This window comes from Lelliottia sp. GFLA7 (assembly GCF_056490165.1).
The window spans coordinates 412214-430287 of sequence record NZ_JBWLAQ010000001.1 but is presented as its reverse complement, the minus strand read 5'-3'; the positions used below and the strand labels follow the sequence as shown (position 1 = coordinate 430287).

Genomic DNA, 18074 nt, shown 5'->3' with positions numbered 1-18074 from the left:
GGGAAACCGGGCTTTGTTTTTTGTGGGCAAGGTGTTGTGGCAAACTCATTCTGACAAACAACAGACGAAAAAAAGCCCGCATTTTCATGCGGGCTCTTCTTTAAATATGGCGGTGAGAGAGGGGTTCGAACCCTCGATACGTTGCCGTATACACACTTTCCAGGCGTGCTCCTTCAGCCACTCGGACACCTCACCGTATTGTTCTGCTGCCTTACCGCGAGGGGGCAACGGGGCGCTACTATAGGGAGTTGCGCGAAAACGGTCAAGCTTATTTTGCGCATGGGCGGCTGTTCGGTTAAGCAATAATCACTCTCACGAATAGGTTAGCGTCAATTAAGGAGAATGTGGGCCAGGGGCGCGTGAAACAGGGTTTCGACAGACGAAAAAAAAAGCCCGCATTTTTATGCGAGCTTTTCTTCAAATATGGCGGTGAGAGAGGGGTTCGAACCCTCGATACGTTGCCGTATACACACTTTCCAGGCGTGCTCCTTCAGCCACTCGGACACCTCACCGTATTGTCATCCCGTTGCTGCTGGGACGGGCGCTAATGTAAGGAAAAGCCGAACTGCCGTCAATCAACTTTTTCAGTTAATTAGCGTGTTGAGACAAACTTTAAGCAACATGATTCCTGAATGTGCTGAAAGCGTCTCTTTTATCAGCAACGCAGTTTCCAGATAAATTTGTTATGCTGGCAATCCAGTTGAAAATGCACATAAAACAGCGAAATAAAAGGCAGGAGTCATTATGGATATCATCTTTTATCACCCGACGTTTGATACCCCTTACTGGATCAACGCGATGACGGCAGCCCTGCCTGGCGCACGCGTTCGTGAGTGGAAGCGCGGCGATAATGAACATGCCGATTACGCGTTAGTCTGGCATCCGCCAGTCGAGATGTTGCAGGGGCGCGACCTGAAAGCAGTGTTTGCCCTTGGGGCGGGTGTCGATTCGATTCTGAGTAAACTGAAAGCCCATCCGGAAATGCTGCCAGAACATATTCCCCTGTTCCGACTCGAAGACACCGGTATGGGTCAGCAAATGCAGGAATATGCCGTCAGCCAGGTGCTGCACTGGTTCCGCCGTTTTGATGATTATCAGGCGCTCAAACAGAAATCACACTGGGAGCCGCTGGCTGATTATCAGCGTGAAGATTTTACCATCGGTATTTTGGGTGCCGGGGTGCTGGGCTCGAAGGTCGCTGAAGCGCTCGCACCGTGGGGATTTCCGCTGCGTTGCTGGAGCCGCAGCCGCAAAACGTATCCTGGTGTGCAAAGTTTCGCTGGGGCGGACGAACTTCCGGCTTTTTTAAAGGGTACGCGCGTGCTGATTAACCTGCTGCCGAACACGGCAGAAACCGTGGGAATTATCAATAAAGGGCTGCTCAATCAGCTGGCGGATGAAAGCTATTTGATGAACCTGGCGCGCGGCGTTCATGTGATTGAGGAGGATCTTATTGATACCCTGAATACGGGCAAGCTCAAGGGCGCTATGCTGGATGTCTACAGCCGTGAGCCGTTGCCGGTCGAAAGCCCGCTGTGGGCGCACCCGCGCGTGGCAATGACCCCGCATATCGCGGCAGTGACGCGTCCAGCAGAAGCCGTGGCGTATATTGCCCGCACCATTGAGCATCTGGAGCAGGGGAAAGCGGCCACCGGGCAGGTCAACAGACAGCTCGGCTACTGATTCCGGCGTGAGTCAAACCCGGCACTGGCCGGGTTTTTGCTAATATTCACCCCCCATTCCTGCTATCCTTTGGTAAAACATCAGAGGAGAGACCGATGTATCCCGTTGACCTGCATATGCACACCGTCGCCAGTACCCATGCTTACAGCACCCTCCATGACTACATCGCGCAAGCCCGGTTGAAAGGTATTAAACTTTTCGCCATTACGGATCACGGTCCTGATATGGCTGATGCGCCGCACTACTGGCATTTTGTGAATATGCGGATCTGGCCACGTCTGGTTGATGGCGTTGGGATACTGCGTGGTATCGAGGCCAATATTAAAAATACGGACGGTGAAATCGACTGTACTGGCCCGATGCTGACGTCTCTGGATATGATTATCGCCGGTTTTCATGAGCCGGTGTTCCCGCCGCAGGATAAGGACACCCATACTCAGGCAATGATTGCGACGATTGCCAGCGGCAACGTGCACATTATTAGCCATCCCGGTAACCCTAAATTCCCTATCGACATTCAGGCCGTGGCGCAAGCGGCGGCCAAACACCGTGTGGCATTGGAAATCAACAACTCCTCCTTTACGCACTCCCGAATGGGGAGTGAAGCGAACTGTCGTGCCGTCGCAGCGGCAGTACGCGATGCAGGCGGAATGGTTGCGCTGGGTTCTGATTCCCACACGGCGTTTACGCTGGGTGAGTTTACCGAGTGTCGGAAAGTGCTGGATGAGGTGGGGTTCCCGGAAGAGAGAATTCTTAACGTCACGCCGCGCCGCATGCTCGATTTCCTTGAGTCGCGCGGTATGCCTCATATCCCTGAATTTGCAGACCTTTAATATTGTAATGGAAAAATGAAATGAACGAGTTTTCAATCCTTTGCCGCGTACTGGGCACCTTGTACTACCGTCAGCCGCAGGATCCGCTGCTGGTGCCGCTCTTTACGCTGATTCGCGAAGGCAAGCTCGCGGAAAACTGGCCTCTGGAGCAGGATGAGCAGCTAGAGCGTCTGCAAAAAAGCTGTGATATGCAGCAGATCGCGGCGGACTACAACGCCCTGTTTGTTGGCGAAGAGTGTCGCGTATCGCCGTATCGTTCCGCATGGGAAGAGGGCGCAACGGAAGCTGAAGTGCGCGCGTTTCTGTCCGAGCGTGGAATGCCGCTGACGGATGCGCCTGCCGATCATATTGGCACCCTGTTGTTGGCCGCGTCCTGGATTGAAGATCACGCCGGGGAAGATGAAAGCGAAGCACTTGAAACGCTGTTCGCTGATTATCTGCTGCCATGGTGCGGCGCTTTCCTGGGCAAAATCGAAGCGCATGCCACGTCGCCTTTCTGGCGGACGATGGCCCCATTGACCCGCGATGCCGTGTCGGCCATGTGGGATGAATTACAGGAAGAGAATGAAGAGTGACACTCGTCACATTTCAAATGTAACAGTACATTTTGGTTTGCATAAAATGTGCTCATGATCCCATTTCGTGGCCGCGTATCTGATAAGATGCGCGCCATGAACATACTCCTTTCTATCGCAATCACGACAGGCATTCTCTCCGGACTCTGGGGATGGGTGGCTGTGTCCCTTGGCTTACTCAGTTGGGCGGGATTCCTCGGCTGTACGGCCTATTTCGCTTGCCCACAGGGCGGGCTTAAAGGGCTGTTTATCTCCGGATCTACCATGACGAGCGGCGTGGTGTGGGCACTCATTATCATGAAGGGCAGCGCACTGGCACCGCATCTTGAGATCGTGGGCTATATGATGACGGGCGCGGTGGCATTTTTGATGTGCATCCAGGCGAAGCACCTGTTGCTGTCATTCGTTCCTGGAACCTTTATTGGCGCATGCGCGACGTTTGCCGGTCAGGGCGACTGGAAAATGATTGTCCCGTCTTTGCTACTGGGCTTGGTGTTTGGTTACGCCATGAAGAACAGCGGGCTTTGGCTGGCTGCGCGACGAGAAAGGGCGCAAAACGTCACCGTATTAAGCAAATAAAAAAGCGAGACTCTCGGGTCTCGCTTTTCTTTTGCGCTTCTGAATCAGGAATCAAGATTCAGGAGGCACGGACATTTCGCGGTATTTCACCAGAATGTCATTTTTCACTTCATTTTTATTCTGCAGGTCCCACAAGCCGCGATCGATACCGTCATTAATCAGGAAAATAACCCCTGTTTCGATGGCCGACATCAGGCACATCATGACCGGTTCGTTCGAGGTGTAGCCAATTTCACCTTCCAGCAGTCGTTGATAGTCGATGAAGCGGAACACACCAGCCTGAACCTCATACGAGAGAATGGTTTTGCTGGTGGTCACCGATGACAACACCTCACCCGTGCTCACGTTGACCACACGCAGGTTGACGGCAATCTGGTCGAGTTGGTATTGCGTGTCAGCACCGATACCAAAATAACGTGCCCCGACACCGCCCGATTTCACATTACTTTCATACCCGATAATGGACCCTTCAACCATCACGTTAGCCGCCACGAGCGATTGCAATGGCGTGCGGTTATTCACGCCTGCGGTCCCATTTTCCTGGGCTGCGCGAATGATTTTGCGTTCATTCAGCAGGTTTTGCAGTCCCTGGCGTTCCAGAGGAATAAACCAGCGTGAGTCCTTAAGCGCAGTGACCAGCATCGCGGTGGCACTTTGCGGTACAGCGGTGGAGAAGTTACTTGCCGGATACGGTTTAAACTGACCGGTTTCATCCTGAATGTTATATACCGAGACAAAGATCTTGCCTGTTGGCATCGGCAAATGCGTTAAATCACGATAACTTTGGGCCCGAGGCATTAATGTTGGTTTCGCGGCTTCTTTGGGCGGAGCAGTTAAACAACCGCTCAATAAGCACACTGCAACAAGAATCAGAAAGCGCTGCATGAGTATTGTCCTTATTTCGATGTTGTTTAAAAGTCAGCTGAATTATTGGCCAGACCGGAAACCTGGATTGTGGATGTTTTACCCGTTTTCCGGTCGGTGACATTCAACTGCAGTTGCCCATCTTTATTTGCGATATCGACGATAAAATCATTGGTCACCATCCGACCTGGTTTACCGGTATTAATATTCGTTAATAAGCCGCCTAATATTTGCGACTGAATAGCCTGAGTAAAGTTATCCAGTGCAGAAGGCGTTTCGATGCCGAAATCGTCTTTAAAACTGGGATCTTTATAGGAGTTTTGAGCCTGGGCTTCATTCAGCATGAATGCCCCGTTATTCGGATTGCCGCCAAAGTTAGGGTTGCGGAACTGGAAAGTCATACTCCCGGCCCAGCTCAGTGGAGCAATCAGCATTAATGAAATCACTGTGTGTGCGAGACGCATTACAGCCTCCGGATATTATTCGTCGTCAGAATTCATCTTTTGCTAAATCGCCAGTGCTCAGAAGAGCCTTGTCGATTTGCAGGCGATTTACCGCATCTTCGGTCTGTGCCAGTGCAAAACTTACGTTTTGATCAAAGTCTCGTTTCGTCGGGAATAAAAAGGTCTGGTAAATAACGTCCTGATTAATCGTTATTGTGATCCAGCTTCCCCATCGAGCACTGGGACGCTCATTGATTGTTAAGTTGCCTGGATAATCACTTTCCCATTTGTCGCTAAACGCTCGGTAAAAATCGTGGCCGATAGATGAGACGGTGTGGTCAGTTAACAATCCGGGAACTTCCACTTCAACAGCGTGAAGATTCCCCGCAGCAAGCAGAAAACCCGCCGCCGCTACCCAACTCAACGTGCGTTTCATGTTATTAACGCCTGAGGTTATCGTTTGCCCATGAAACAGCCTGAGTCCTATTTTTAACAGCTATCTTCTTGAAAAGATTATAGAGATGCGTCTTAACGGTATTTTCGCTGATAAATAAAGAACGGGCGATTTCAATATTTGAAGAACCGATGCGTAATTTATTCAGGATCTCTTTTTCACGGTGCGTGAGCAGCGCGGATTCTGAACTGTTATAGCGATAATTTCCGGAGTGGGTAATGAGATAGCTGGCAAGCTTTTGGGAAAAGTAGCACTCTCCACGCAAAATACCCTGCAGCCCTTCTACCACACGCGTCTCGTCTTCAGTGACGTAAAAGACGCCATTAATATGCGGCCAGCTTTCAATATCCCGGAAAGGATATTCATCAGGGGTATTCAATAATAGCGCGCGGATATTATTGTTTTTCCTGCTTAAGTTATCTTGCCAGTAATGAATCAGCTTTTTATCGGCTTCCATCATGTCGAAAAGAATGATGCTGCCAGGAACAATATCATCGAAAGAACGTTGAATATTATGCAGTTTCCCATTCAAGCACAGAGATTGCTTCAAATGCTGTAATAACGCTGTCGCTTGTAAGGAAGGCTTGGTGATCAACAATAATGTATGACCTTGTAAACTATGGACTTCATTAAACATGATGAAACCCCACTTTTTATAACACCTGGCACCCGTCCCCTTGAAATAGGTAAGGGGACACCAGAGGTACTGACAGATGTTGCACTGCTGTGTGTAGAATCTGAACATAACCTCAAGAGAGAGGTAAATATTAAAAAATACTCCGTACTGCTGATTTCAATCTAGCTATTACGATTTTTAAATCAAGTGTTAATGGTGTAACAGGATGTAAAAATCAATATTAAATTGTGAATTTAAGGCCTGAAAAATGTTTCGATATGATAAAAAAGTTGTACATGTTAATTCTTCTGCACATATTTTAAAAATCATACAAATTATTATATCTTATTGATTTATAGATATATTAGTTATTAATATTGCTGACTTTTCAGGTATGAGTTTGTGAGAAAGTCTACGACTTCCTTTGTGATCGGAATGCTCTTAAGAAATCGAGTGAGTTGTGACGAGTGAGTCATGTGACATCCTTCCGTAAGGACGAGAGCCGATGATGCGAGGCGGGGAAAGCTCCTGAAGTGTACGCAAGTATTTTACCCGAATATTTATAAAAAATACTAAGTCACGCTGGCGTCAGCATATTTCAGCATTAATTAATACTTTGAGGTGACCCTTTAAATAAAAATAACACTCGCGGGTGAGATATTTAAATTGTTTCGAAAGACATACTCTTCATCGTAACGCGGCGTTAACAAAAAACGAATCGCGTTAACACCGAGGTGTTTATTTAGCCAGGTCCAGGTGACAACATGAAAAACAGAACGTTATTTATGATGTTTACATTACTGGGTGCGCCTGGGTTATCAATCGCGGCAGGTCCGGATTTGGCAAATTCGGAATACAACTTCGCGGTTAATGAAATAAGTAAGTCTTCATATAATCAGGCAGCCATTATTGGTCAACAAGGCGTGGGTAATAACGCAGAAGTTCGTCAGGGCGGTTCAAAATTACTGTCCGTTGTTTCTCAGGAAGGGGGGAGCAATAGAGCGAAAGTTGATCAATCAGGGACTTATAACCTTGCTTATATTGATCAGACCGGCAACGGGAATGATGCAAGTATTCAGCAGGGTGCTTTTGGTAATACCGCGATGATTATTCAGAAAGGTTCGGGTAACAGAGCGAGTATTACGCAGTATGGTACGCAAAAAACAGCAGTTGTTGTTCAGAGACAGTCGCAAATGGCTATTCGCGTTATTCAACGCTAACTATTTCGACGACTTAAATCAATCCGATGGGGGTTTACCATGAAACTTTTCAAAGTGGCAGCAATCGCAGCAATCGTAGTTTCTGGCAGTGCTCTGGCTGGTGCAATTCCACAATACGGCCACGGTGGTGGTTGGGGTGGCGGTAATAGCGGTCCTAACTCAACTCTGAGCATTTACCAGACCGGTGGCGGCAACTCAGCTGTTGCTCTGCAATCTAATGCTAAAGATTCTGTACTGTCTATTTCTCAGCACGGTGGCGGTAACGGTGCTGATGTTGGCCAAGGTTCTGATGACAGCTCCATTGAACTGGTGCAGCATGGCTTCGGTAACAGCGCAACCCTCGATCAGTGGAATGGCAAAGATTCTACTATGACTGTTAAACAGTTCGGCGGCGGCAACGGCGCAGCAGTAGACCAGACCGCATCTGGCTCAACTGTGTCTGTTACTCAGGTTGGTTTCGGCAACAACGCCACTGCGCATCAGTACTAATACGCACTCTGTGCTACAAAAAAACAGGGCCTTTGCCCTGTTTTTTTTCGGGAGTTAATCATGCATACCCTTCTGATCCTCGCTGCGCTCTCCAGCCAAATTACATTTAAAACCACACAAAATGGGGACATGACGACCATTATTCCCCAGGTGACGTTGTCCGAGCCTTGTGTCTGTCAGGTTCAAATCACCTCTTCCCGACAAGGGGGAGGAGGGCAGAGTACTTCAAGTCAGCGAAATACGCTTTCTCTTCCGGCTAATCAAGCCATTGATTTGTCCCGTCTCAGTTTAAATATCTCCCCTCAGGACTCGGTCAAAATTGTTGTTACCGTTTCTGATGGGAAATCGCTGCATTTATCGCAACAGTGGCCGACGTCTGAATGAAATATTCACGAAATCAATACATTGGATAATTTGGCGGTTCCTAATGAATCTCTCTATGCTGTTAATAAGGAATGCACGACACCCTCAAGGATGATTTCTCATTGAGGAACCAATCCATGGTCGCGTTCAGCGTAAAAATGATGTTAGGTGTGGGGATGATGCTTTCATCTGCTCTAATACCGGCATTTTCGGCAAGTCTCGTTAACGGCGGTGTTATTCATTTCCGTGGGATGATTGTCGAGAATCCGTGTGAAATCACACCGCAAAAGCAGCAGTTTGCGCTTTCCTGTCCTAAAGACGGGCAGATGCAAACGACTCAAGTGAGCTATCAGGATGCCATTAGCGGTCGCAACGTGAATCCAGATACCGCCAGAGTCAGCATGAAATATATCAATCCAGAAAAGTCATTGGCCGTTGTGCAAATTGACTATCGCTAAGCCAAAGCCCTCCGTCCCGTGGCGGGGGCTTTTCTGATCAATTCCTTTTTCGCCACATTCCCGTGCTATACACTGACTAAAAGACGGGTAGTCGAGGAATGGATATGAAGCCGCAAATCGAAGTTGTTGTTGGGGATATCACTACGATGGATGTTGACGTCATCGTCAATGCAGCCAATCCATCATTAATGGGTGGCGGTGGGGTCGACGGTGCCATTCATCGCGCGGCCGGACCGCAACTGTTAGAAGCCTGCAAAACGGTGCGCCAGCAACAGGGCGAATGTGCGCCAGGACATGCGGTCATTACAATCGCGGGCGATCTTCCTGCCAAAGCGATCATTCATGCGGTTGGGCCTGTCTGGCAAGGGGGCGAAAACCACGAAGCAAGGACGTTACAGGATGCCTATCTTAACTGCCTGCGTCTGGCTGCCGCGAATGGGTATAAAACGCTGGCCTTCCCGGCCATCAGCACTGGCGTTTACGGATATCCCAAAGCGGCTGCGGCAGAAATAGCGGTGGATACAGTTTCAGAATTCCTCACCCGCAAGCCTCTGCCGGAGCGGGTATACTTTGTCTGTTATGATGAAGAAAATGCCCAGCTTTACCAGCGACTCCTTATCCAACGAGGACTTACCCCCGACGCATAAAACGCGGCTCGGGCGTGCTATCGCGCCTGTCAGCGCGGAACACCCGGGGCTATGTGGTCTTCTCCCCCTGGACGACAGCCTGGACGCTTTCGCTTGCCGCTACCGGCTGGCGGAAATGGCGGAAAAAACCTTAGATGTGCAGTATTACATCTGGGAAGACGACATGTCCGGGCGGCTGTTGTTTTCCGTCTTGCTGTCGGCGGCGACGCGTGGGGTGCGCGTCCGGCTTCTGCTTGACGATAACAATACCCAAGGGCTGGACGCCATTTTACGTCTGCTCGATTCGCATCAAAATATTGATGTACGGCTATTCAATCCCTTCTCTTTCAGGACGCTCCGCTCGCTGGGGTATCTCACCGACTTCGCGCGACTCAACCGCCGTATGCACAATAAAAGTTTCACCGTCGATGGTGAAGTCACTATTATTGGCGGCCGAAATGTTGGCGATGCCTACTTCGGGGCAGGGGACGCGCCGCTCTTTTCCGATCTGGATGTGATGGCGGTGGGGCCGGTTGTGGCGGATGTTTCCGATGACTTTGAACGTTACTGGGACAGCGCGTGCGTTTCCACCCTAAAGCAGGTTCTGGAACTGTCGGAAGCGGAAATTGAAGCACGGATCCAGCCACCGAACGAATGGTATCAGAACGAGATAACCCAACGTTATTTGAATAAGCTGGAGTCCAGCCAGTTCATCACCCAGCTTGAGGCGCGTGATTTGCCGCTGATTTGGGCAAAAACCCGTTTACTCAGCGACGATCCGCGTAAAGGGCTGGGACGAGCAAAGCGTCACTCCCTTCTGCCGCAGCGTTTACTGGATGTGATGGGTTCGCCGGTCGAACAAATTGATATTATCTCCTCTTATTTTGTCCCCACTCGGGCAGGCGTTGCGCTGCTGCTGCAAATGGTGCGTAAAGGTGTCAAGGTCGCGATCCTCACAAATTCGCTGGCGGCCAACGATGTAGCCGTGGTTCATGCGGGCTATGCGCGCTGGCGAAAAAAACTGCTGCGACACGGTATTGAGTTGTATGAACTCAAACCGACTCAGGATTTCGTGCCGGGACTACACGATCGCGGATTGACGGGGAACTCCGGTTCCAGTCTCCATGCCAAAACGTTCAGTATTGATGGTCAGAAAGTGTTTATTGGTTCGCTGAATTTTGACCCGCGATCCACCATGCTCAATACCGAAATGGGATTTGTGATTGAAAGCGAAACGCTGGCGCAGATTATCCATCGACGCTTCCTGAAAACCCGGATGCAGGAGGCATGGCAAATTCGGCTTGATAACACGGGGCGCTTGAACTGGATTGAGCACAAAGACGGACAGGAGATTGTGTTGAAGAAAGAGCCATCAACCCGATTCTGGCAGCGCGTTTTGGTGCGTCTGGCCTGGTGGTTACCCGTTGAGTGGCTGCTGTAAGCGCGCCGAAGACCCGGCGCGCAGAGAATTATTGCGTGGCGTTGAGGTTTTCCGCTTTGTTCTGCGGTTTGCCTGAAAACAGGAAACGCAGCAGCGGGATCCGCAGATGAATTTCATACAGCACAATGGCGATGCCCACCACAAACACCAGGCCGGTGAAGAATCCCAGCGTGTTTGAGGCGATATGCGGCGTGATGTATGCACCAAAAAAGAGCGTCAGCGGATGGTGGACCACATAGATAAACAGAGACGCGTTAACGAAATAGGTCACGCGTTTCGATTTGAAATTCAGCAGACGATGGCCGAGCGCAAACACCACGTTCACCATCCACAGCCCCAACAACATCGTAATCACGCTTTCGGTCTCATACATCCACGCATCGCCGCTGCCGTATTTTTGATTCAGCAAATACGCGGTGAAAGCCAGCGCAGAGCCGACGGTGCACCACGGTGATGGGGTGATGAACAGGGCTTTTAGCTTCGGCGAAATAAAGGCCAGCGCACCCAGCATAAAGAATGGAATGTAAAACAGGGTTTGCATCACCACAAAATTAAACAGCCCGTCGCTGAGAATAGGCGGATAAACCATAAACAGCGTGCGGCGTATCGCGCCGTAAGCAATTCCTAGCATCAGGAAGATAACGGAAAGCCTGGTAAAGGTGATGGTTGAGAAATGGTCTTCCGCGTGACGGCTTAACTGGCGGCGCAAGCGGCTGAAGATCCACAGGCTCACCGTGGTCATAACCACCAGCACTAGCAAGAACCAGAGATGTGAAATCAACTCCCAGGCCAGGGTGTTATATTTTTCGTACACGCTCAGATTCTGCCAGTTGTCCGCTTTGCCTTTTACATACTGCAGCATCATAAACTGAGGCAGCGTCAGCAGCGGAATGGCGGTGAGCAGGGGGATACCGACGCGCTCGACGCGCACTTTCCACCAGCGTTTCAGCGGATAACGCAGAAACAGCATGTAGGAAAAATAGCCCGATATCACGAAGAACACCTGCATTCGGAATGAGTGAATAAAATCGTTAAACAGTGTCAGCCACCATGAGGGCTCTATACTGTTTACATGCCAGGTGTGGCTCGAGTAAATCAGTGAAATGTGGAACGGGATCCCCAAAAGCATTAACCATGCCCGGATGGAGTCGAGGAAGTATTCACGTTGAGTGGGTGCAGTGATCATATAACGTTGCGCATTCTCAGACTTTTCGCCTTATCCATAAGACTAATAGTGGTTACATTCGAAGCCAACCCTACACCAAGACCGACACCTCTGTCTCCAGGATAAGCACGCAAAGTGGAACGAGGGTCTTCCACTTGCTTAATCCATGAGCCGGTGCGCTGAACAAAGCGGTGATAATGTTGTCGGATTGCCTGAATTTCCAGTAAAATGGATCGGATCGAATTAAGCACACAAAGGGGGAAGTGCTTACTTATTATGAAACATAAATCAAAAATGATGAAAATGCGTTGGTTGGGTGCGGCAGTGTTGTTGTCCCTGTATACCTCGTCAGCATGGTCTTTTTCCATCGACGACGTCGCAAAACAGGCTAAATCGATGGCTGATAAGGGCTACGAAGCGCCGAAAAGTAACCTGCCCTCCGTTTTCCGCGACATGAAATACGCGGACTATCAGCAGATCCAGTTTAATCACGATAAAGCGTACTGGAACAATATAAAAACCCCGTTCAAGCTTGAATTTTATCACCAGGGTATGTATTTCGACACGCCGGTTGCCATCAATGAAGTAACGGCAACCGCGGTACGTAAGATCAAATACAGCCCGGACTATTTTAATTTTGGCGATGTGAAGCACGATAAAGACACCGTGAAAGACCTGGGTTTCGCAGGCTTTAAAGTTCTTTATCCAATCAACAGCAAAGATAAAAACGACGAAATCGTCAGCATGCTGGGTGCCAGCTATTTCCGTGTGATTGGCTCCGGCCAGGTTTACGGTCTGTCTGCGCGCGGTCTGGCGATTGATACGGCTCTGCCATCTGGCGAAGAATTCCCGCGTTTCCGTGAGTTCTGGATCGAACGTCCAAAACCAACGGATAAACGCCTGACCATCTATGCACTGCTCGACTCCCCGCGTGCGACGGGCGCTTACCGCTTCGTCATTATGCCGGGCCGTGACTCCGTTATTGACGTGCAGTCGAAAGTCTACCTGCGTGACAAAGTGGGCAAACTGGGTGTTGCACCATTAACCAGCATGTTCCTGTTTGGGCCAAATCAGCCTTCTCCGGCAACGAATTTCCGCCCGGAACTGCATGATTCAAACGGTCTTTCTATTCTTGCCGGTAACGGCGAGTGGATTTGGCGTCCGCTGAACAACCCGAAACACCTGGCTGTCAGCAGCTTCGCAATGGAAAACCCGCAGGGCTTTGGTTTACTCCAGCGCGGCCGTCAGTTCTCCCGCTTTGAAGATCTCGACGATCGTTACGATCTGCGTCCAAGCGCGTGGGTCACGCCAAAAGGTGACTGGGGTAAAGGAAAAGTCGAGCTGGTTGAAATTCCAACCAACGACGAAACCAATGACAACATCGTCGCTTACTGGGCTCCGGATCAGCTTCCTGAGGCCGGCAAAGAGATGAACTTCAACTACACCATCACCTTTAGCCGCGATGAAGACAAATTGCATGCGCCGGACAACGCGTATGTGATGCAGACGCGTCGCTCTACGGGTGACGTGAAGCAGTCAAATCTTATTCGTCAACCTGATGGTACCGTCGCGTTTGTGGTGGACTTCACGGGTCAGGACATGAAAAAACTGGCGCCGGACACCCCTGTGACTGCGCAAACCAGCATTGGTGATAATGGCGAGATCGCGGAAAGCTCCGTACGTTATAACCCAGTAACCAAAGGGTGGCGCTTAACCCTGCGCGTGAAAGTGAAAGATCCAAAACAGACCACTGAAATGCGCGCTGCGCTGGTCAATGCCGATCAGCCGCTCAGCGAAACCTGGAGCTATCAGTTACCTGCTAATGAATAATACAACTGAATACATTGATGCCCTGCCGCTGACGGACATTGAGAAAGCGGCACTGCCTAAGAGCGACATCCGCGCGGTTCACACCGCGCTGGATGGCGAACATCATCCGTTTTCTCGTGATGATGATACGCCGCTGGGTTCAGTCAAAGCGCGTCTGGAGCAGGCATGGCCGGACTCGCTGGCAGAAGGCCAACTGATCAAGGACGATGAGGGACGCACGCAGCTTCAGGCTATGCCAAAAGCTACGCGTTCTTCGATGTTTCCGGATCCGTGGCGTACTAACCCGGTCGGTCGTTTTTGGGATCGTCTGCGCGGTCGCGAAGTCGCGCCGCGCTACCTGTCTCGTCTGACCAAAGAACAGCAGGCATCTGAGCAGAAATGGCGTACCGTCGGGACTATCCGCCGCTATACCTTGCTGCTGTTGACGCTGGCGCAGACCGTTGTCGCAACCTGGTACATGAAGACCATCCTGCCTTATCAGGGCTGGGCGCTGATCAATCCGGCCGATATGTTCGGGCAGGATGTATGGGTGTCGTTCATGCAACTGCTGCCGTACATTCTGCAAAGTGGAATTTTGCTGCTGTTCGCGGTTCTGTTCTGTTGGGTTTCGGCCGGTTTCTGGACCGCGCTGATGGGCTTCCTGCAACTGCTGATGGGGCGTGATAAATACAGTATTTCTGCGTCAACGGTGGGGGATGAAGCCTTAAACCCAGAGCACCGCACTGCGCTGATTATGCCTATTTGTAACGAAGACGTTGACCGCGTATTTGCGGGTTTGCGTGCGACCTGGGAGTCTGTAAAGGCGACCGGCAACGCGGCGCATTTTGACGTTTACATCCTGAGCGACAGCTACAACCCCGATATCTGCGTTGCTGAGCAAAAAGCGTGGATGGAACTTATCGCGGAAGTGCAGGGCGAAGGGCAGATTTTCTACCGTCGTCGTCGCCGTCGCGTTAAGCGCAAAAGCGGCAACATCGATGACTTCTGCCGTCGCTGGGGCAACCAGTATAGCTATATGGTGGTGCTGGATGCTGACTCCGTGATGACGGGTGAGTGTCTGACGGGTCTGGTGCGTCTGATGGAAGCGAACCCGAATGCGGGTATCATCCAGTCGTCGCCAAAAGCCTCGGGTATGGATACGCTTTATGCGCGCTGCCAGCAGTTTGCGACGCGCGTGTACGGTCCGCTGTTTACCGCCGGTCTGCACTTCTGGCAGTTGGGTGAGTCCCACTATTGGGGTCACAACGCGATTATCCGCGTTCAGCCGTTCATTGAACACTGTGCGCTCGCGCCGCTGCCGGGTGAGGGCTCATTCGCGGGCTCTATCCTGTCGCATGACTTCGTTGAAGCTGCGCTGATGCGTCGTGCGGGTTGGGGGGTGTGGATTGCTTACGATCTGCCGGGTTCTTATGAAGAGCTGCCGCCAAACTTGCTCGACGAGCTGAAACGCGACCGTCGCTGGTGTCACGGCAACCTGATGAACTTCCGTCTGTTCCTCGTGAAAGGGATGCACCCGGTTCACCGCGCGGTATTCCTGACGGGCGTGATGTCCTATCTGTCTGCGCCGCTGTGGTTTATGTTCCTGGCCTTATCGACCGCTTTACAGGTCGTGCATGCCTTGACTGAACCGCAGTACTTCCTGCAACCGCGCCAGCTGTTCCCGGTATGGCCGCAGTGGCGTCCGGAGTTGGCGATTGCTCTGTTTGCGTCAACGATGATCTTACTGTTCCTGCCGAAACTGCTGAGCATTATTCTCATCTGGTGCAAAGGGTCGAAAGAGTACGGTGGGTTCTGCCGCGTGACGCTTTCACTGCTGCTCGAAGTGCTGTTCTCCGTGCTGCTGGCGCCGGTGCGCATGCTGTTCCACACCGTATTTGTGGTCAGCGCGTTCCTCGGTTGGGAAGTGGTATGGAACTCACCGCAGCGTGATGATGACTCCACACCGTGGAGCGAAGCCTTTAAGCGTCATGGTTCGCAGATGTTGCTCGGTCTGGTGTGGGCCGCAGGGATGGCGTGGCTGGATTTACGCTTCCTGTTCTGGCTGGCACCGATTGTGTTCTCGCTGATTCTGTCGCCGTTTGTTTCCGTAATCTCCAGTCGCTCGACGATGGGATTACGCACCAAACGCTGGAAGCTGTTCCTCATTCCAGAAGAGTATTCGCCGCCGCAGGTGCTGGTGGATACCGACAAATATCTGGTGCTGAACCGCAGCCGCTCGTTGGATGATGGCTTTATTCATGCCGTGTTCAATCCATCGTTTAACGCCCTCGCAACGGCAATGGCAACCGCACGCCACCGTGCAAGCCAGGTGCTGGAGATCGCTCGCGATCGCCACGTTGAGCAAGCGCTGAACGAAACGCCGGAAAAACTGAACCGCGATCGTCGTCTGGTCCTGTTGAGCGATCCAATTACCATGGCGCGCTTGCACTACCGCGTCTGGTCAGCGCCTGAGAGATACTCGTCCTGGGTGAACTACTACTCGACGATAAAGCTGAATCCGCTGGCGATAAAGTCGAAGTAAGCCAAGCGAAATAAAAATACCGGCCGCGGCCGGTATTTTTTTATATGAGGTGTAAATGAGAATAGTCATTGTGGTCATAATGTCGCTGCTGCTCAGCGGGTGCGGCAGTATTATCAGTCGAACGATCCCCGGTCAGGGGCATGGAAATCAATACTATCCCGGCGTGAAATGGGATGTCCGCGATTCCGCATGGCGTTACTTGACGGTTCTCGATTTACCCTTTTCGCTGGTTTTTGACACGCTATTACTGCCCATCGATGCACAGCACGGACCTTATGAGTAACGCCTGATCACCGCTCGTCCCACTCATCCGCTGCGGTTTGTCCCTCTTCAGTGTCCAGCGGTGGTTCAAGCTGAAATTCGCCCTCATCCCACTCGTGAAGAGTGTTTTCTTCAAGCCATTCCTGACGCAGTTCGATCTCATCAAAATCATTGTCAAAAACGGCCTGTGCCGCTTCACCACTCAGCACCGGCAAACATTCGCCGTCGCTTCCCTCATCAGCGAAAAACTCTACCTGCCACATGATGTCCCCATCCTGAAGCACATACTTCTGAATGTTGAGTTGTTGCACATCTGCATCTTCCGCCTCAATACCAGGGTTGTTCGCGAGAAACTCTTCGCGAGCGGCATCAATAGCTTCTTCCAGCGTGGCGTACATAGTCATCGGTGTCTCCCTGTGATTCTCAATGGCATTCAGGGAAAGAATAGCTGATTCTCTGGTTTTGCAAGTATGAATGCGCCAATAAGTTGTCACGCGGATGTCTTATGCAGACGATGCCAGGCACCATGGTGGGTGCCCGGCTGTCTGTGTACGAAAATTTAGGCGGGGTAAAGCGGTCCTGCTCAGTAGCGAGAAGGCATCCCTTCAGGGCGGGTTTTGAAGCGGCGATGCAGCCACATGTATTGCTCCGGAGCGAGCATAATGCATTTCTCTATCACGCCATTCATCCACCTGGCGGTTGTTTCCGCATCGTCGATCGGCGGCGAATATTCTGGCTCAAGCATGATCAGCTCATAGCCTTTCCCGTCAGGTTTTCGCCGTGGGACGAAGGGAACCACCGCGGCTTTCGACATCTTCGCCAGCATCCAGGTTCCCGTTGTGGTCGCAGCCTGATCGACTGCGAAAAACGGAACAAAAACGCTGGAGCGGCGGCCGTAGTCGTGATCCGGCGCGTACCAGAGCACTTCGCCATTTTTGAGTGCTCTGATCATGCCCTTGAGATCTTTACGGTCGATCATTTGCTTATTGGAGCGCATACGCCCCCATGTTTGCAGCAGATCTATCACCGGATTGTCATTGGGGCGATAAACGCCGATACCCGGCGCCTGCATTCCAAACATGCGCGCGCCGATTTCAAGCGTCAGAAAGTGAATGCCAATCAGCAACACGCCCGTTTTTTGCGCCTGGAGTTGATGCACCGGCTCCATGCCTGTGCCCGCGACGTCGAACCAGCGCGCCATGCGTTTATCCGACCAAAACCAGGCCATCCCTGTTTCGATCAGGCCCATGCCGACGGATTCGAAATTCTTTTTGAGAAGCACCTGGCGCTCGGGCTCGCCCATTTCAGGAAAACACAGCTCCAGATTGCGATGCGTGATTCTAACGCGCCGCTTCATAAAACGGTGGGCGAAATGCCCCAGGCCGCATCCTAAACGGTAGAGCAGCGGGTAGGGCAGCTGAATCAGTAACCAGAGAAGACCGACGCCGAACCAGGTTAACCAGTATCGAGGATGCAGCAGTGCAGCAGAAAATTTGGGTAAGTGGGTCATATCACTCCTGTTTTACATCGTCCTTTGACCATTATTCTCGCATTTTTTAAATACATAACCAAAATGAATGGCCCAAAATGGGGGCGGAAGCAGCAAATGTTGCTGCTTTATAATTTGAATGAGAGAAATGTAGCGCAAAATGT

General features: G+C 51.2%; 20 protein-coding genes and 2 tRNA genes. 13 read left to right on the top strand and 9 right to left on the bottom strand.

Features of this window, described 5'->3' with window-relative positions; all coding sequences use genetic code 11:
* Positions 1-107: 107 nt before the first annotated feature.
* Together AC07RN_RS02190 and AC07RN_RS02185 are read right to left on the bottom strand one after the other, a co-directional pair.
* Positions 108-195: transfer RNA gene (locus tag AC07RN_RS02190), tRNA-Ser, on the bottom strand.
* Between the two features lie 229 nt (positions 196-424).
* Positions 425-512 (bottom strand) — tRNA-Ser (locus AC07RN_RS02185).
* Between the two features lie 232 nt (positions 513-744).
* Between AC07RN_RS02185 and ghrA the strand changes: the two genes are divergently transcribed.
* From ghrA to AC07RN_RS02165, 4 genes are all read left to right on the top strand, one after another.
* A complete protein-coding gene (ghrA, locus tag AC07RN_RS02180) occupies positions 745-1683 on the top strand; it encodes a glyoxylate/hydroxypyruvate reductase GhrA (protein ID WP_478335456.1) in 939 nt (312 codons plus the stop codon).
* A 95-nt stretch (positions 1684-1778) separates the two neighbouring features.
* Entirely contained in the window at positions 1779-2516 is a 738-nt protein-coding gene (locus AC07RN_RS02175; RefSeq protein ID WP_478335455.1) for a PHP domain-containing protein, read from the top strand.
* 20 nt (positions 2517-2536) lie between these two features.
* On the top strand, positions 2537-3091 hold the full coding sequence (locus AC07RN_RS02170) for a TorD/DmsD family molecular chaperone (RefSeq protein ID WP_012016947.1): 555 nt from the start codon (positions 2537-2539) through the stop codon (positions 3089-3091).
* Between the two features lie 96 nt (positions 3092-3187).
* Positions 3188-3670 (top strand): DUF1097 domain-containing protein, encoded by a 483-nt coding sequence (locus tag AC07RN_RS02165; protein WP_478335454.1) that lies wholly within the window; start codon positions 3188-3190, stop codon positions 3668-3670.
* Between the two features lie 51 nt (positions 3671-3721).
* On the opposite strand, the gene csgG is transcribed toward AC07RN_RS02165, so the two are convergent.
* From csgG to csgD, 4 genes are read right to left on the bottom strand one after another with little or no spacing between them, the layout of a single operon-like run.
* Positions 3722-4555: a curli production assembly/transport protein CsgG gene (gene csgG, locus AC07RN_RS02160; protein ID WP_012016949.1), complete on the bottom strand. Its 834-nt coding sequence runs from the start codon at positions 4553-4555 to the stop codon at positions 3722-3724.
* 26 nt (positions 4556-4581) lie between these two features.
* Positions 4582-4998, bottom strand: coding sequence for a curli production assembly/transport protein CsgF (csgF, locus tag AC07RN_RS02155; protein ID WP_478335453.1), 417 nt, complete (start codon positions 4996-4998; stop codon positions 4582-4584).
* 25 nt (positions 4999-5023) lie between these two features.
* Positions 5024-5413: a curli production assembly/transport protein CsgE gene (csgE, locus tag AC07RN_RS02150; RefSeq protein WP_012016951.1), complete on the bottom strand. Its 390-nt coding sequence runs from the start codon at positions 5411-5413 to the stop codon at positions 5024-5026.
* Positions 5414-5417: 4 nt separating this feature from the next.
* The gene (csgD, locus tag AC07RN_RS02145; protein ID WP_407436639.1) at positions 5418-6068 is read right to left on the bottom strand and encodes a biofilm master transcriptional regulator CsgD; all 651 of its coding nucleotides are present in this window, start codon (positions 6066-6068) and stop codon (positions 5418-5420) included.
* Positions 6069-6811: 743 nt separating this feature from the next.
* On the opposite strand from csgD, the gene csgB reads away from it, so the two are divergent.
* The 6 genes from csgB (at position 6812) to AC07RN_RS02115 (ending at position 10644) form a co-directional block, all read left to right on the top strand.
* A complete protein-coding gene (gene csgB / locus AC07RN_RS02140; RefSeq protein WP_012016953.1) occupies positions 6812-7267 on the top strand; it encodes a curli minor subunit CsgB in 456 nt (151 codons plus the stop codon).
* 39 nt (positions 7268-7306) lie between these two features.
* Positions 7307-7756 carry a curli major subunit CsgA gene (csgA, locus tag AC07RN_RS02135; protein ID WP_012016954.1) on the top strand — a complete coding sequence of 150 codons (450 nt, stop codon included), beginning with the start codon at positions 7307-7309 and terminating at the stop codon, positions 7754-7756.
* A gap of 60 nt (positions 7757-7816) precedes the next feature.
* Positions 7817-8140, top strand: a complete 324-nt coding sequence (gene csgC, locus AC07RN_RS02130; RefSeq protein WP_235135302.1) for a curli assembly chaperone CsgC — start codon at positions 7817-7819, stop codon at positions 8138-8140.
* Between the two features lie 116 nt (positions 8141-8256).
* Complete coding sequence (locus AC07RN_RS02125) at positions 8257-8577, top strand: type 1 fimbrial protein (protein WP_478335452.1); 321 nt, start codon at positions 8257-8259, stop codon at positions 8575-8577.
* 104 nt (positions 8578-8681) lie between these two features.
* Positions 8682-9224, top strand: a complete 543-nt coding sequence (gene ymdB / locus AC07RN_RS02120) for an O-acetyl-ADP-ribose deacetylase (RefSeq protein WP_235135304.1) — start codon at positions 8682-8684, stop codon at positions 9222-9224.
* Positions 9160-10644 (top strand): phospholipase D family protein, encoded by a 1485-nt coding sequence (locus AC07RN_RS02115; protein ID WP_478335791.1) that lies wholly within the window; start codon positions 9160-9162, stop codon positions 10642-10644. Before ymdB ends, AC07RN_RS02115 begins: the two co-directional genes overlap by 65 nt.
* 28 nt (positions 10645-10672) lie before the next feature.
* Here the strand turns inward: AC07RN_RS02115 and mdoC are convergent, their stop codons facing one another.
* Positions 10673-11830 carry a glucans biosynthesis protein MdoC gene (mdoC, locus tag AC07RN_RS02110; protein WP_478335451.1) on the bottom strand — a complete coding sequence of 386 codons (1158 nt, stop codon included), beginning with the start codon at positions 11828-11830 and terminating at the stop codon, positions 10673-10675.
* Between the two features lie 273 nt (positions 11831-12103).
* Between mdoC and mdoG the strand changes: the two genes are divergently transcribed.
* Genes mdoG through AC07RN_RS02095 form a run of 3 tightly spaced genes read left to right on the top strand, consistent with a single transcriptional unit; the run spans position 12104 to position 16443 of the window.
* Positions 12104-13639 (top strand): glucans biosynthesis protein MdoG, encoded by a 1536-nt coding sequence (gene mdoG / locus AC07RN_RS02105; protein ID WP_150099567.1) that lies wholly within the window; start codon positions 12104-12106, stop codon positions 13637-13639.
* Positions 13632-16160 (top strand): glucans biosynthesis glucosyltransferase MdoH, encoded by a 2529-nt coding sequence (gene mdoH, locus AC07RN_RS02100; RefSeq protein ID WP_012016961.1) that lies wholly within the window; start codon positions 13632-13634, stop codon positions 16158-16160. The genes mdoG and mdoH overlap by 8 nt, the downstream gene beginning before the upstream one ends.
* A 55-nt stretch (positions 16161-16215) precedes the next feature.
* Positions 16216-16443: a YceK/YidQ family lipoprotein gene (locus tag AC07RN_RS02095; RefSeq protein ID WP_012016962.1), complete on the top strand. Its 228-nt coding sequence runs from the start codon at positions 16216-16218 to the stop codon at positions 16441-16443.
* Positions 16444-16450: 7 nt separating this feature from the next.
* Here the strand turns inward: AC07RN_RS02095 and AC07RN_RS02090 are convergent, their stop codons facing one another.
* Positions 16451-16825 carry a MysB family protein gene (locus tag AC07RN_RS02090; RefSeq protein ID WP_012016963.1) on the bottom strand — a complete coding sequence of 125 codons (375 nt, stop codon included), beginning with the start codon at positions 16823-16825 and terminating at the stop codon, positions 16451-16453.
* Between the two features lie 179 nt (positions 16826-17004).
* Positions 17005-17931 (bottom strand): Kdo(2)-lipid IV(A) acyltransferase, encoded by a 927-nt coding sequence (locus tag AC07RN_RS02085; protein ID WP_478335450.1) that lies wholly within the window; start codon positions 17929-17931, stop codon positions 17005-17007.
* Positions 17932-18074: the final 143 nt, after the last annotated feature.